3 protein-coding genes are annotated in these 14,983 nt (G+C 76.0%); 2 read left to right on the top strand and 1 reads right to left on the bottom strand.

Going from position 1 to position 14,983, the window contains the following annotated elements; genetic code table 11:
- Nucleotides 1–87: 87 nt before the first annotated feature.
- Nucleotides 88–882, top strand: a complete 795-nt coding sequence (locus ACSURM_RS34295; protein ID WP_436959847.1) for an SDR family NAD(P)-dependent oxidoreductase — start codon at nt 88–90, stop codon at nt 880–882.
- Between the two features lie 602 nt (nt 883–1,484).
- Nucleotides 1,485–4,280 (top strand): AAA family ATPase, encoded by a 2,796-nt coding sequence (locus tag ACSURM_RS34290; protein WP_436959846.1) that lies wholly within the window; start codon nt 1,485–1,487, stop codon nt 4,278–4,280.
- Nucleotides 4,281–4,378: 98 nt separating this feature from the next.
- On the opposite strand, the gene ACSURM_RS34285 is transcribed toward ACSURM_RS34290, so the two are convergent.
- Entirely contained in the window at nt 4,379–14,944 is a 10,566-nt protein-coding gene (locus tag ACSURM_RS34285; protein ID WP_436959845.1) for an SDR family NAD(P)-dependent oxidoreductase, read from the bottom strand.
- Between the last annotated feature and the right edge of the window lie 39 nt (nt 14,945–14,983).

Genomic DNA, 14,983 nt, shown 5'->3' with positions numbered 1-14,983 from the left:
TGCGGGGAGAAGCGGTCGGCCTCGCCAGGTGCGCCCGCCGGGCACGGGCCGCGGTAGGCCGGCGGGCCGAGGGGAACTCGTGTCCTCATGCGCATCGATCTGACAGGACGTACCGCACTGGTCACCGGCTCGACGCAGGGCATCGGTGCCGCCATCGCCGTCGCGCTGGCCCGGGCCGGCGCCCAGGTGGGTGTCAACGGCCGTGACGAGCGGCGGGTGACCGAGAGCGTGGAGGCGCTGGCGCGGGAGGTGCCCGGCACGGAGCCGGTGGCGGTGGCCGCCGACGTCTCCACCGACGAGGGCGCGGCCCGGGTCGCGAAGCTGCTGCCGCGGGTGGACATCCTCGTCAACAACCTCGGCGTCTTCGGCGCCGCCGACCCGCTGGAGATCACCGACGCGGAGTGGCGGCGTTACTTCGAGGTGAACGTCCTCGCCGCCGTACGGCTGACCCGGCTGTTTCTGCCGGGCATGACGGAGCGCGGCTGGGGCCGCGTGCAGTACGTGGCGAGCGACTCGGCGGTGGTCATCCCCGCGGAGATGATCCACTACGGGATGTCGAAGACCGCCCTGCTCGCGGTGAGCCGGGGCTTCGCCAAGAAGGCCGCAGGCACGGGCGTGACGGTGAACTCGGTCATCGCGGGGCCCACCCACACCGGCGGGGTCGAGGACTTCGTATACGAGCTGGTCGACCGGGAGCTGCCCTGGGCCGAGGCGCAGCGCGAGTTCATGCGCCGGCACCGCCCGCAGTCCCTGCTCCAGCGGCTGATCGAGCCGGAGGAGATCGCCCACATGGTCGTCTATCTCGCCTCTGAGCAGGCGTCGGCGACGACCGGCGGTGCGTTGCGGGTCGACGGCGGGTACATCGACTCGATCCTCCCCTGACCCGGCCCCGGGCGGGGGCCGGTGCCCGAACGGGCAGCGGAAAGGCTTTCGCGTGACCGATCTCACGACGGCCCGCGCCCGGTTCCTTTCATTCATCAACCGGTAAATAAACGGTCTGTAAAACGATGCCTCGTCGGTTCGTCCAGCCAGTAGGCAGGAGGTATAACGAGACCATAAGTGACCGATACATGACGACTGTTGACAACGTTGGCCTGGACAGATAACGTTTCAGTCTGCTATGTCTTTCTGAACTTTAATTCAGGGATCGACCAGCAAAGCCGCGACACCCCGCATGGATTCCGGCCAGCAATTGGCCGGAATCCATGCGGGGTGTCCACAGTACGCGGCGCCAACGGGAGACCAGAGGATGCAACGCCTCTCGCGATGCAGGCAGGGAACACACCGGCGGACACGCGCACGCCGCGCCGCCGGTCAGCAGCCGTCCGCCAGGGCCCGAACCGCTCCGGCGCGCCGCCTTTGCGACGCCGTCGCCGCCCTTGTGAACTCTCCACGCACCGTCGCGTGACACCCCGCCGCCACTCATCACGCGGAAAGCGGAGCATGATCCGGTTCGGAATTAAGAGTCCATGGGGAGAGGCACGATGCACATCTTCGGCCGTTCGAGAGAACTCCAGTCCCTGGCCGAGGCATTACACGACAGTGCACGGGGAAACGGCCGACTCGTGATCATCACGGGGGGTCCCGGATCCGGCAAGACCCAGTTGATGCACGAATTCCTCGCCACACTGAACAGCGCCGACGCCCGGATACTGACCGGTACGGCCAGTGCGGCGGAACGGAACCAGCCGATGAGTCTGGTCGGGCAATTACTCGGCAACGCCGAGACGGAGAACGCCGCATCACCCCACGCCCCCTCCGCCGAGCGCTCCCCGGCGCCGGACCGCCGCCCCCGGGACCCCGGATCCCACCCCCTCCCCGCGTCCGCCGCTCCCCCGGCGGCCGAGGCGGCCGATGCGCTGCTGCGCCTGATCCCCGCCGAACGGCCCCTGGTCCTCGCCCTCGACGACGCCCACGCCATGGACCCGGACTCCCTGACGACGGTCGTCCACCTGCTGCGCCGCAGCCGCTGCCGGCGGGTGCTCGTGGTGTGCGCCACCTCCGGTCATCTCGGCGCGCTCCACACGGCCGCGCACACCGAGCTGCTGCGCCAGCCGCACCGGCGGGTCCGGCTGGCCCCGCTGTCCGAGGCGAGCGTCGGCGAGCTGCTCGCCGCCCAGGCCGGGCGCACCCTGCCGGAACCCGTGTGCGGCGCCTACCACCGGGCCACCGCCGGCAGCCCGCTGCTCGTGCACGCCCTGCTGGACGACAGCGCCGGCCTCGGCCCCGAGATCGGCCCGCCCGTCCCCGGCGCCGCCTACCGCCAGGCCGTGCTGTCCCTGCTGCACCGCGGCGAGGCGGGCCAGGTCCGGGTGGCCCGGGCCCTGGCCGCGCTCGGCACCCCGGCGCCGGGTGCCGCCGTCGCGGAGCTGGCCGGCACCACGCCCGCCGGCACCCAGGAAGCCGTCGCCGTCCTCAACTCCTCCGGCCTGCTGGACGGGCACGCCTTCCGGCACCCCACCGCCGCCGCGGCCGTGCTGGAGGACATGGACGCCGCCGCCCGCGCCGAGCTGCACGGCCGGATCGCCCACCTGCTGTATCGTTCCGGCGCCCCCGCCGTCGAGGTGGCCCGGCATCTGCACGCCGCGGACCTGGTGCCGGCCTCCTGGGGGGCGGGAGTGCTGCGCGCCGCCGCCGAACAGGCGCTGGCCGCCGACGACGTGGAGCGCTGCACCGCCTACCTCGGCATGGTCCTGCGCGGGTGCGCCGACCGGCGCGAGGCCCACGCCCTGTCGGTGGCCCTGGCCCGCGCCCAGTGGCGTACCAACCCGGCGGCGGCCGGCCCCCACCTGGAGCCGCTGCGCGAGGCCGCGCTGGACGGCGAGCTGAGCATGCGGGACACCGCCACCGTCCTGCGCTATCTGCTGTGGCGGGGCGACACCGAGCTGGCGGCCAAGGCCGTGGCCACGCTCGTGCGCGTCCAGTCGCCCGCCGACGCGCAGATCGTCGCCGAGGTGGAGTTCGTACGGCAGTGGTTCTACGGTGTCGCGCTGCCCGGCAGGAGTGTCCCGGTCGCCGGCCTCGACGCGCGCCCCCGCCCGGTGCGCGCCGACGCCGGCGGACTGGCCTCGCGGGTGGCGGCCCTGGTCGGCGGCGAGGCCACCGACGAGTCCGCCGCGGCCGTCGCCCAGGCCCTGCAAGGCCACCGGCTGGACCACCTCAACCTCGAACTGGTCGCGATGTCCCTGCTGGCCATCGCCCACGCCGACCGGCCCGCGCTGGCCGCCGACGCCTGCGACGGGCTGCTGGAGTGCGCCGTGGAGCGCCGGGCGACGACCTGGCAAGCGCTGCTCGGCTCCATCCGGGCCGAGATAGCCCTGCTCCAGGGGGACGTGACCAGCGCGTCGCAGGGCGCGCTCGACGCGCTCGGCATCCTGGGCGCCCAGAGCTGGGGGGTGCTCATCGGCCTGCCACTGTCGACGGCCGTCTCCGCCTACACCGCCCTGGGCCGCTGTGCCGAGGCCGAGGAACTGCTCAAGCACGACGTTCCGGAACCCATGTTCCGCACCGTCTTCGGCATCCAGTACCTGCGGGCCCGCGGCCACCACCACCTCGCCACCGACCGGCCGTTCGCGGCGCTGAGCGACTTCGAGACCTGCGGACGGCTGCTGCGCGAGGGCAACCCGAACCTCCAGAAGGGCATCCCCTGGCGGTCCGACCTGGCCCTGGCCAACCTGCGGATCGGCAAGGCCCGCACGGCCCGCGAATACGCCGAGGAGCAGCTGCGGCTGCCCGGCGGGCACAGCTCCCGGGCCCGGGCCATGGCCCTGCGGCTGCTGGCCGCGACCTGCCGGCCGCACCGCCGGGCCTCGCTGCTGCGGGAGGCGATCGACCTGCTCAAGACGTGCGGCGACCGCTACGCGCTGGCCCAGGCGTACGCCGACCTGTCCGCCGCGCACTACGAACTCGGCGAGTACGCCCGGGCCCGGCTGGTGGCCCGGCAGGCGGCCCGGGAGGCCGAAGCCTGCCGGATCGAGTCGCCGGTCGACGCGCACCTGCTGGAGGACCCGGTACGGCCCGACGCGACCGAGTCCGAGGACGGCCCGGCCCTGCTCAGCGACGCCGAGTGCCGGGTCGCCGGGCTGGCCGCGCTCGGTTACACCAACCGCGAGATCAGCACCCGGCTGCATGTCACGATCAGCACGGTGGAGCAGCACCTCACCCGGGTCTACCGCAAGTTGCAGGTGGCCAGCCGTGCGGAGCTGCCGTCGAAAATGCTGGAGCATCGCATCCCCAAGCTGTCGGACCGCTGGGCCGAGACCCACTCGTCGGCGGGCTGAGCGGCACGGCGGTACCTCGTCGTCGTCCGGGCGGGGCCCGGCGCGGGGAGGGCACGCGGCCCCACCGGAGATCTCCGGTGGGGCCGCGTGCCGTACGGTCAGCTGAAGCTGCCCAGTTCGTCGTCCAGGATGCCGAACAGCTCGTCGGCCGTGGCCGTCTCCAGCCCCGTCCCACCGGTCTGCCCGGTGCCGTTCTCCCGCCACTCCCCGGTGCCGTCCCAGCGGGCGCTGAGGGTGCGCAGCCGGGCGGCCACCCGGGCGCGCTGCTCCTCGTCCAGCGCGGACGACTCCAGCGCGCCGCCCAACAGCTCCTCCAGCCGCACCACTTCAGCCTCGATGTCCACCCGGTCGGCGGCGCCGCCGACGCCCAGCTCCGCGAAGAGGTGCCGGGCGAGGGCGTCGGAGGTCGGGTAGTCGAAGGTGAGGGTGGTGGACAGCCGCAGGCCGGTGTCCGCGCCGAGCCGGTTGCGCAGCTCCAGCGCGGCCAGCGAGTCCACGCCCAGGTCGCCCAGGGGGCGCTGGGGGTCGACGGCGCCGGCGGAGCCGTGTCCGAGGACGTCGGCGACATGCCCGCGGACCGTCTCCACCAGCAGGTTCAGGGCGTCGGCGGCGCCGAGGCGGGCCAGCCGGTCCGGCAGCGCCTCGGCGGTGGCGGGCGCGGCGGTGGCCGCCGGGCGGGCGGTGCGCCGTACGGCCGCGGGGGCGAGGCCCCGTACCAGGGCGGGGGCGTCCTCGGTGACCCGCACGCGGACCGGCAGCAGCAGGGCCCGGTCGGCGGCCGGGGCTTCCCCGGCGGCCGGCGTGTCCCCTGCCGTCGGCGTGCCCTCGGTGGTCAGCGCGCGGTCGAACAGGGCCAGTGCCCGGTCGGCGGGCAGCGGGAGGATGCCGTCGCGGGCCAGGCGGCGCAGCTCGGTCTCGCCGAGCCCGGCCGCCATGCCCTCCCCCGTGTCCCACAGCCCCCAGCCCAGCGAGAGGGCGGGCAGCCCCTCGGCGCGCCGCCGCGCGGCCAGGGCGTCCAGGAAGGCGTTCGCGGCGGCGTAGTTGGCCTGGCCCGCCGCGCCCAGGGTGCCGGCGGCGGAGGAGAACAGCACGAACGCGGCGAGGCCGAGGCCGCGGGTCAGCTCGTGCAGGTGCCAGGCCGCGTCCGCCTTGGGCCGCATGACCTCCGCCAGCCGCTCGGGGGTGAGGTCGGTGACCAGGCCGTCGTCCAGGACGCCCGCGGCGTGCACCACGGCGGTCAGCGGGTACTCGTCCGGCACGGACGCCAGCAGAGCGGCGAGCGCGTCCCGGTCGGTCACGTCGCAGGCGGCCACGGTCACGGTCGCGCCCAGGGCGGCCAGTTCGTCCAGGAGGCCGGGCTCGGGCAGCCGCCCGTTGCGGCCGACCAGCAGCAGCCGCCGTACCCCGTGCCGGGTGACCAGGTGCCGGGCCAGCAGCCGCCCGAGGCTGCCGGTACCGCCGGTGACCAGGACGGTTCCCTCCGGGTCCAGCACGGTCTCCCCGGCGGGTCCCGCCGGGGCCGCGGCGGACCCCGGAGCGGTTTCCGCCGGCTCCGGGTCCGTGACGCGGGTCAGCTCCGGCGCGTACACCGCGCCCGCGCGCAGGGCGAGTTCGGGGGCGCCGGTGGCCACGGCGGCCGCGAGGACGGTGGCCGAGGCGGGGTCGCCGTCGGTGTCGGCCAGCACGAACCGGCCGGGGTGCTCGACGGCAGCGGACCGCACCATGCCCCAGATCACGGCCTGTGCCGGATCGGGCGCGTCGTCGGCGTGGACGGCGACGGCCGACCGGGTCAGCACCACCAGCGGCGCGTCCCCCGGTCCCTCGGCGAGGTGCCGGCGCAGCTCGTCGAGGGCGCGTACGGCGCTCTCCCGGGCCACGGCGGGCGGCTCGGCGCCCGGGCCGGAGGCCGCGGGGACGGTGAGGGTGCGGGGCGCGGGCGCGAAGTCGCCGGTGGGGACCGGCAGTTCGGCCCACTGCACGTGGAACAGGTCGCCGGACTCGGGCGTGGCCGCGTTCAGCCGGTCGGCGGTCACCTCGCGGATGCGCAGGGCGGCCACCTCGGCCACGGGCGCGCCCGTGCCGTCGTACAGGCGCAGGGTCATGTGGTCGGTGCCGTGCGGGGTCAGCCGCAGCCGCACCGCCGTGGCGCCGGTCGCGTACAGGGTGACGCCCTCCCAGGAGAAGGGCAGGGTGAGCACGGTCGGGTCCTGGCCGTCGAGCAGGTCGATGGCGTGCAGGGTGGAGTCGAGCAGCGCCGGGTGCAGGGCGAAGCCGTCGGCCGCGGCCGGGTCGGGCAGGGCGAGTTCGGCCCAGACCTCCGCGCCGAGCCGCCACGCGCCGCGCAGGCAGCGGAACAGCGGGCCGTAGGCGTAGCCCTGCGCGGCCAGGTGGTCGTAGGTGCCGGTGACGTCCACGGGTACGGCGCCGGCGGGCGGCCAGTCGGTCGCGGCGGCCGGTTCCGGTGCGGTGCGCGGGGCGAGGACGCCGGTGGCGTGCCGGGTCCACGCGCCGTCGGCGCTCTCCGGGCGGGCGTGCACGGTGAGCCGTCGCCGCCCGTCGGCGTCGGGGGCCGCCGCGGACACCTGGAGGTGGACGGCGCCGTGCCCGGGCAGGACCAGCGGGCGTTCCAGGGTGAGTTCGGCCAGGTGCGGGCAGCCGGAGCGGTCGCCGGCCTGGACGGCCAGTTCGACGAAGGCGCTGCCCGGGACGAGGACCACGCCCGCCACGGCGTGGTCGCCGAGCCAGGGGTGGGTGGCCAGGGAGAGGCGGCCGGTCAGCGTGACCCGGTCGTCGTCGGCCAGGTCCAGGGCCGCGCCGAGCAGCGGGTGCCCGGCCGGGGCCTGGCCGAGGCCGCCCGCGTCGGTGACCGCGCCGGGCTCGTCGTCCAGCCACAGCCGCCGCCGCTGGAAGGCGTAGGTGGGCAGATCGGTGCGGCGGGCGCCGGTACCGGCGAAGACCCCCGGCCAGTCGACGGGGACCCCGCGGACGTGGGCGGTGCCGAGCAGGGCCGCGTAGGTCCGCTCCTCGTCCCGGTCGCGGCGCAGCGCCGGGACGAACGCGGCCCCCTCGGTGTCGGCGAGGGCGGGCGCGCCCAGGGCCGACAGCACGGCGTCCGGGCCGAGTTCGAGGAAGGTGCGCACCCCGTCGGCCGCCAGCGCGCGGACGGCGTCGCCGAAGCGGACCGTCTCGCGGACGTGCCGCACCCAGTAGCCGGGGTCGCACACCTCGTCCTCGCCCGCGCGGGCTCCGGTCAGGTTGGAGACGAGGGGGATCGCGGGCGGCGCGTACCGCAGTTCCCGGGCGGTCTTCTCGAACTCCGCGAGCATCGGGTCCATCAGCGGGGAGTGGAAGGCGTGGCTGACCCGCAGCCGCTTGGTACGGCGGCCGGGGAAGGCGGCGGCGACCTGGGCCACGGCGGCCTCGGTGCCGGAGACGACCACGGCGCGGGGGCCGTTGACGGCGGCGACGGACACCTCGGGGCCGAGGTGGGGCAGCACCTCGTCCTCGGTGGCGTCGACGGCGAGCATCGCGCCCCCGGCGGGCAGCGCCTGCATCAGCCGGCCGCGCGCGGCGACCAGCCGGGCGGCGTCCGCCAGGTCCCAGACCCCGGCGACGTGCGCGGCCGTCAGTTCGCCGATGGAGTGGCCGGCCAGCAGGTCGGGGCGGACGCCGTGGGACTCCAGCAGCCGGTACAGCGCGGTCTCGACGGCGAACAGGGCGCTCTGGGTGTAGAGCGTGTGGTCGAGCAGCCCGGCGTCCTCGGTGCCGGGTTCGGCCCACATCACGTCGCGCAGCGGGCGGTCGAGGTGGGTGTCGAGCGCCTGGCAGACCTCGTCGAGCGCGTCCCGGAAGGCGGGGTGGGCGGCGTACAGGCCGCGGCCCATGCCGGGGCGCTGGGCGCCCTGGCCGGTGAAGAGGACGGCCGTCCTGCCGCCGGTGGGCCGGCCGCGGACCACGGCGTCGGAGGCGGTGCCGTCGGCCAGCGCGGTGAGCGCGGCGAGGAGTTCGTCCCCGTCGCGGGCGACGACGGCGGCCCGGTGGGTGAGGGCGGCGCGGTCCGTGGCGAGGGAGTGGGCGAGGTCGGGCAGCGGCCGGCCGGCGACCGTGCGCAGCCGGACGGCCTGGGCGGCCAGCGCCTCGGGGGTGGCGCCGGAGACGACGAGCGGCAGCAGCGGGGCCGGGCCCGGCTCCGGTGCGGGCTGTTCGGCGGGTGCCTCCTCGATGATGGCGTGGACGTTGGTGCCGCTGATCCCGAAGGAGGAGATTCCGGCCCGGCGCGGCCGGTCCGCGGCCGGCCACTGCTGTTCCTCGGTCAGCAGCCGTACGTTCCCCGCCTCCCAGTCCACCTTCGTGGACGGCTGGTCCACGTGCAGCGTCCTGGGCAACACCCCGTGCCGCATCGCCATCACCATCTTGATGACACCGGCGACCCCGGCCGCGGCCTGCGTGTGCCCGATGTTCGACTTCACCGACCCCAGCCACAACGGCCGCTCCCGGTCCTGGCCGTAGGTGGCCAGCAACGCCTGCGCCTCGATCGGGTCGCCCAGCGTCGTCCCCGTACCGTGCGCCTCCACCACGTCCACATCGGCGGTGGTGAGGCGGGCGGAGGCCAGCGCCTGCCGGATCACCCGCTGCTGCGACGGACCGTTCGGCGCCGTCAGCCCGTTGGAGGCACCGTCCTGGTTCACCGCCGAGCCCCGCAGGACGGCCAGTACCGGATGCCCGTTGCGCCGGGCGTCCGACAGCCGCTCCAGGACCAGCATGCCGGCGCCCTCCGACAGGGCGGTGCCGTCCGCCGCGTCGGCGAAGGACTTGGCGTGGCCGTCGGCGGCCAGGTTGCGCTGCCTGCTGAAGTCCACGAACGTGTCGACGGTCGACATCACCGACACCCCGCCGGCCAGCGCCAGCGCGCACTCCCCCTGCCTGAGCGCCTGCGCGGCCAGGTGCAGCGCCACCAGCGACGACGAGCACGCCGTGTCGACGGTGAGCGTCGGGCCCTCCAGGCCGAGGGCGTAGGCGACCCGGCCGGAGGCCACGCTGCCCAGGCTGCCGTTGCCGAGGTGGTCGCGCACGGCTTCGGGGACGCGGCGCAGCCGGCTGCCGTAGTCGTGGTACATGACGCCCGCGAAGACGCCGGTGCGGCTGCCGCGCACGGAGTGCGGGTCGATGCCGGCCCGTTCCAGCGCCTCCCAGGACGTCTCCAGCAGCAGCCGCTGCTGCGGGTCCATGGCCAGGGCCTCGCGCGGGCCGATGCCGAAGAAGTCGGGGTCGAAGTCGGCGGCGTCGTACAGGAATCCGCCGAACCGGGTGGAGGAGTGACCGGCCTTGCCGGGCTCCGGGTCGTACAGGCCGTCCAGGTCCCAGCCGCGGTCGGCGGGGAAGGCGCCGATGCCGTCGCCGCCGTCGGCCAGCAGCCGCCACAGCTCCTCGGGGGTGGCGACGCCGCCGGGGTAGCGGCAGGCCATGGCGACGATGGCGACCGGCTCGTCCGCCTCCCGCACGGTGACGTCGGCGGCGGCTTCGGCCTCCTCCCCGAACAGTTCCGTCCTGAGGTGGGCGACGAGCGCGCCCGCGTCCGGGTAGTCGAAGACCAGGGTGGCGGGCAGGCGCAGGCCGACCGCGGCGCCCAGGCGGTTGCGCAGTTCCACCGCGGTCAGCGAGTCGAAGCCGGACTCGCGGAAGGAGCGGCGCGGGTCCAGCGTCATGTCGGCGCCGTGGCCGAGCACGGCGGCGACGTGGGTGCGGACCAGCTCCATGAGGGCCGCGTCGCGTTCGGCGGGGCCGAGGGCGGCGAGCCGGCCGGCGAGCGGGGCGGAGTCGGCGTGGGTGGCGGCGGTGCGGCGGGCGCGGGCGGGCACCAGGCCGCGCAGCACGGCCGGGACCTCCGTGGCGCGGCGCAGCACGGCCAGGTCCAGGCCGATCGGGAGCAGCAGCGGCTCGGCGGCGCCCAGGGCGGCGTCGAGCAGGCTGAGGCCCTCCTCGGTGGCCAGGGGGCGGACGCCGGCGCGGGCCATGCGGGCCACGTCGGCGTCGGTGAGGTGGGCGGTCAGGCCGGTGCGCTGCGCCCAGAAGCCCCAGGCCAGCGAGTGCGCGGGCAGCCCGTGGTGGCGGCGGTGGGCGGCGAGGGCGTCGAGGAAGGCGTTGGCGGCGGCGTAGCCGGACTGGCCGGCGCCGTCGAGGGTGCCGGCGGCGGAGGAGAACAGCACGAACGCGGCGAGGCCGAGGTCGCGGGTCAGCTCGTGCAGGTGCCAGGCGGCGTCCGCCTTGGGCCGCAGGACGGCGGCCAGACGCTCGCCGGTCTGGTCGGTGACCAGGCCGTCGTCCAGGACGCCGGCGAGGTGGACGACGGCGGTCAGCGGGCGGTGTGGCGGTATCTCGGCCAGGAGCCGGGCCAGTTGCTCCCGGTCGGCGGCGTCGCAGCGGGCCACGACGATCTCCGCGTCGACGTCGGCGAAGTCGTCGGCGGCGGTGCCACTGCGGCCGGCCAGCACCAGCCGGCGCACGCCGTGCTCGGCGACCAGGTGCCGGGCGACCAGCGCGCCGAGCACCCCGGTGCCGCCGGTGATCAGCACGGTGCCCTCCGGGTCGAGGGCCGGTGCCGGTCCGCGCGGGGTGGCGCGGGCGAGCCGGGGCACCCGCACGGCGCCGTCGCGCAGGGCGAGCTGGGGTTCTCCGGTGGCCGCCGCCACGGCCACCGCGGTGTCCGGGTCCGCGCCGTCGACGAGGACGAACCGCCCCGGATGCTCCCCCTGGGCGGCCCGGACCAGCCCCCACACGGCGGCTCCGGCCAGGTCGGTGACGTCCTCCTCCCCCGCCGCCACGGCACCCTCGGTGTGGACCAGCAGCCGGGCGGAGGCGGTGCGTTCGTCGGCCAGCCAGTCCTGTACGGCCCTCAGCACGCGCTCGGCCGCCCGGTGCGCGCCGGTGCCCGGGCCGTCGCCGCCGGCGGGCAGCACCGCCCAGGCGGGCACGGTCTCCAGCGCGGCCGGGCCCCGTTCGTCCAGGACGGCGTACTCGGGCGCGGGCGCCTCGGGGGCGGGCAGGGCCGGCCAGTTGAGCCGGTACAGGGCGTCGGTGCGGGCGGCGGCGGTGAGCGCGGCCGGGTCGACGGGCCGGGAGACCAGGGCCTCGACCTCGGCGACCGGGGCGCCCGTGGGGTCGGCCAGCCGGACGGAGAGTGTCTCCTCGCCGTGCAGCCGGACCCGCAGGGCGGTGGCGCCGGCCGCGTACAGCGAGACCCCGGTCCAGGAGAACGGCAGCAGGGCGGTGTCCTGGCCGCCGGCGGTGAGTCCGCCGGCGTGCAGCGCGGCGTCGAACAGGGCCGGGTGCAGGGCGAACGCGTCGGCTTCCACGGGGAGTTCGACCTCGGCGAAGGTCTCGTCGCCGCGCCGCCACAGGGCGCGCAGGCCCTGGAAGGCGGGCCCGTAGTCGTAGCCGAGGGCGGCCAGCCGGTCGTAGGCGTCCTCGGCCGGTACGGGCTCGGCGCCCGGGGGCGGCCAGGCCGTGAGGTCGAAGGCGGGCGTACCGGCCTGGGGGGCGAGCAGGCCGGTGGCGTGCCGGGTCCAGGCGGTGTCGTCGGCGCCCTCGGGGCGGGAGTGGACGGTCAGCGCGCGGTGCCCGGTGTCGTCGGCGGCGGCCACGTGCAGCTGGAGCTGGACGGCGCCCCGCTCGGGCAGGGTCAGCGGTGCCTGGAGGGTGAGTTCGGCCAGGTGCGCGCAGCCGAGCTGGTGGCCCGCGCCGAGGGCGAGTTCGACCAGGGCGGTGCCGGGCAGCAGGGGGGTGCCGGAGACGGCGTGGTCGGCCAGCCAGGGCGTGGTCGCGGTGGCGAGCCGGCCGGTGAACACGGTGCCGCCCCCGGCGACCGGGACGGCGGCGCCCAGCAGGGGGTGGCCGGTGCTCTGCAGCCCGGCGGCGGTGACGTCGCCGCCGCCGGCGGACCGGCCGAGCCAGTACCGCTCGCGCTGGAAGGCGTAGGTCGGCAGGTCGGCGGGGCGCACCGGCAGGCCGTCGAAGACGGGTGTCCAGTCCACCGGGACGCCGGCGACGAATGCCTCGCCGAGGGCGGTCAGCAGGCGCTCGGCGCCGCCGTCGTCGCGGTGCAGGGAGCCGAGGGCGGTGATGCCGGTGTCGGCGGTGTCGGCGGTCTCCTCGACGCTGTGCAGCAGCACCGGGTGCGGGCTGCACTCGACGAAGACCCCGTACCCGGCGTCGAGCAGGGTGCGGGTTGCGGGCTCGAACAGCACGGTCTGCCGGAGGTTGGTGTACCAGTAGCCGGCGTCCAGGCCGGTGGTGTCGAGGCGGGCGCCGGTGACGGTGGAGTAGAACGGCACCTCGGCGGGCCGGGGCCGGATGTCCGCGAGGTCGGTGAGCAGGCGCTCCCGGACCGCCTCGACGTGCGCGGAGTGCGAGGCGTAGTCGACGGGGAGCCGCTTGGCGCGGTGGCCGTCGGCCACGATGGTCTCGCGGAGCGCGTCCAGGGCGTCGGCGTCGCCGGACAGCACCACGGAGGAGGCGCCGTTGACGGCGGCCACCGAGACCCGGCCGTCGTAGGGGGCGAGGAGGTCGCGCACCCGGGCCTCGGGCAGGGCCACCGACATCATGCCGCCGAGGCCGGAGAGCTCCCGGGCGATGGCCTGGCTGCGCAGGGCCACGACGCGGGCGCCGTCGGCGAGGGAGAGCACGCCGGCCACGCAGGCGGCGGCGATCTCGCCCTGGGAGTGGCCGACGACGGCGGCGGGCCTGACCCCGTGGGCGCGCCACACCTCGGCGAGGGACACCATGATCGCCCACAGCACGGGCTGGACGACGTCCACCCGGTCCAGGGGCTGCCGGGACCGTACGGTCTCGAGGAGGTCCCAGTCGGTGACGGGGGCGAGGGCGGCGGCGCAGTCGGCCATGCGCGCGGCGAACACCGGTGAGGCGTCGAGGAGGTCGGCGGCCATGCCGGCCCACTGGGAGCCCTGGCCGGGGAAGACGAAGGCGATGCGGGACTCCGCGGCGGGCCGGCCGTGCACCACGTTCGGCGCGGTGTCGTCGCCCTCGGCGAGGGCGGTCAGCCCGGCGGTGAGGGCGGCGGGGCCGGCGGCGGTGACGACGGCCCGTTCGTCCAGCGCGGCGCGCCCGGTGGCGAGGGTGTGCGCGATGTCGGGGACCGGGTCGGTGGCGGTGGCGAGGTGGTCGAGGAGGCGGCGGGCCTGGGCGGCCAGGCCCCGGGGGCCGTTGCCGGACAGCACCAGCGGGAGCGGGCCGGACCAGGAGGGGTCCGTGGCGCGCGGCTCGGTCTCGGGGGCGGCCTCGACGATGACGTGGGCGTTGGTGCCGCTGATGCCGAAGGAGGAGACGGCGGCGCGGCGGGGCTCGCCGTCGGCGGGCCAGTCCCGGGCCTCGCGGAGCAGTTCGACGGCGCCCGCCTCCCAGTCGACCTGGGTGGTGGGGCGGTCGGCGTGCAGGGTCCTGGGGAGCCGGCCGTGCCGCATGGCCATCACCATCTTGATGACGCCGGCGACCCCGGCGGCGGCCTGGGTGTGCCCGATGTTGGACTTGACGGAGCCCAGCCAGAGCGGTTCGGCGCGGTCCTGACCGTAGGTGGCGAGCAGCGCCTGGGCCTCGATGGGGTCGCCGAGCGGGGTGCCGGTGCCGTGCGCCTCGACGGCGTGCACCTGGTGGGGTTCCAGGCGGGCGTTGGCGAGGGCGGCGCGGATGACGCGCTGCTGGGAGGGGCCGTTGGGGGCGGTCAGGCCGTTGGATGCGCCGTCCTGGTTGACGGCGGAGCCGCGTACGACGGCCAGCACGCGGTGGCCGTTGCGGCGGGCGTCGGAGAGCCGTTCCAGCAGGAGCAGTCCGGCGCCCTCGCCCCAGCCGGTGCCGTCGGCGCCGTCGGCGAAGGACTTGCAGCGGCCGTCGAGGGCGAGACCGCGCTGGCGGGAGAAGTCGATGAAGGTGTCCGGGGTGGACATCACGGTCACGCCGCCGGCCAGGGCGAGGGTGCACTCGCCGGTGCGCAGGGCCTGTACGGCGAGGTGGAGGGCGACCAGGGAGGAGGAGCAGGCGGTGTCGACGGTGACGGCGGGCCCTTCCAGGCCGAGGAGGTAGGAGACGCGGCCGGAGGCGACGCTGCCGAGGTTGCCGTTGCCGAGGTAGCCCTCGACGCCCTCCGGGACCTCGGTGAGCCAGCTGCCGTAGTCGTGGTACATGACGCCCGCGTAGATGCCGGTGCGGCTGCCCTTGAGGGTGTGCGGGTCGATGCCGGCGCGTTCGAATGCCTCCCAGGCGGTCTCCAGCAGCAGCCGCTGCTGCGGGTCCATGGCGAGGGCCTCGCGCGGGCTGATGCCGAAGAAGCCGGGGTCGAACCGGGCCGCGTCGTAGAGGAACCCGCCTTCGCGGACGTGGGTGCGGCCGGGGGCGTCCGGGTCGGGGTCGTAGATCGCCTCGACGTCCCAGCCCCGGTCGTCGGGGAAGTCGCCGACGGCGTCCGTGCCCGCGTCGACCAGCTGCCACAGCTGTTCGGGGGTCTGCACGCCGCCGGGGTAGCGGCAGCTCATGGCGACGATGGCCACGGGCTCGTGCGCCGCCTCGGTGATCCGGTCGTTCTGCCGGCGCAGCCGCTCGTTCTCTAGCAACGACTCGCGCAGCGCCTCGACGATCTGCTCGACGGATGTGTCCACGGTCGGTGTCGCTCCCTGCTGGCTCGGCGGCGCTGGTGA

Source organism: Streptomyces sp. SudanB182_2057 (assembly GCF_964272715.1).
In the GTDB taxonomy this organism is placed as follows: Bacteria; Actinomycetota; Actinomycetes; order Streptomycetales; family Streptomycetaceae; genus Streptomyces; species Streptomyces rubradiris.
The sequence above is the reverse complement of the archived record's forward strand: the minus strand, read 5'-3'. Positions and strand labels throughout refer to the sequence as shown.

Coding starts and splice junctions, on each gene's coding strand:
- ACSURM_RS34290 (WP_436959846.1), top strand. CDS start 1,485: ATGCACATCTTCGGCCGTTCGAGAGAACTCCAGTCCCTGGCCGAGGCA.
- ACSURM_RS34295 (WP_436959847.1), top strand. CDS start 88: ATGCGCATCGATCTGACAGGACGTACCGCACTGGTCACCGGCTCGACG.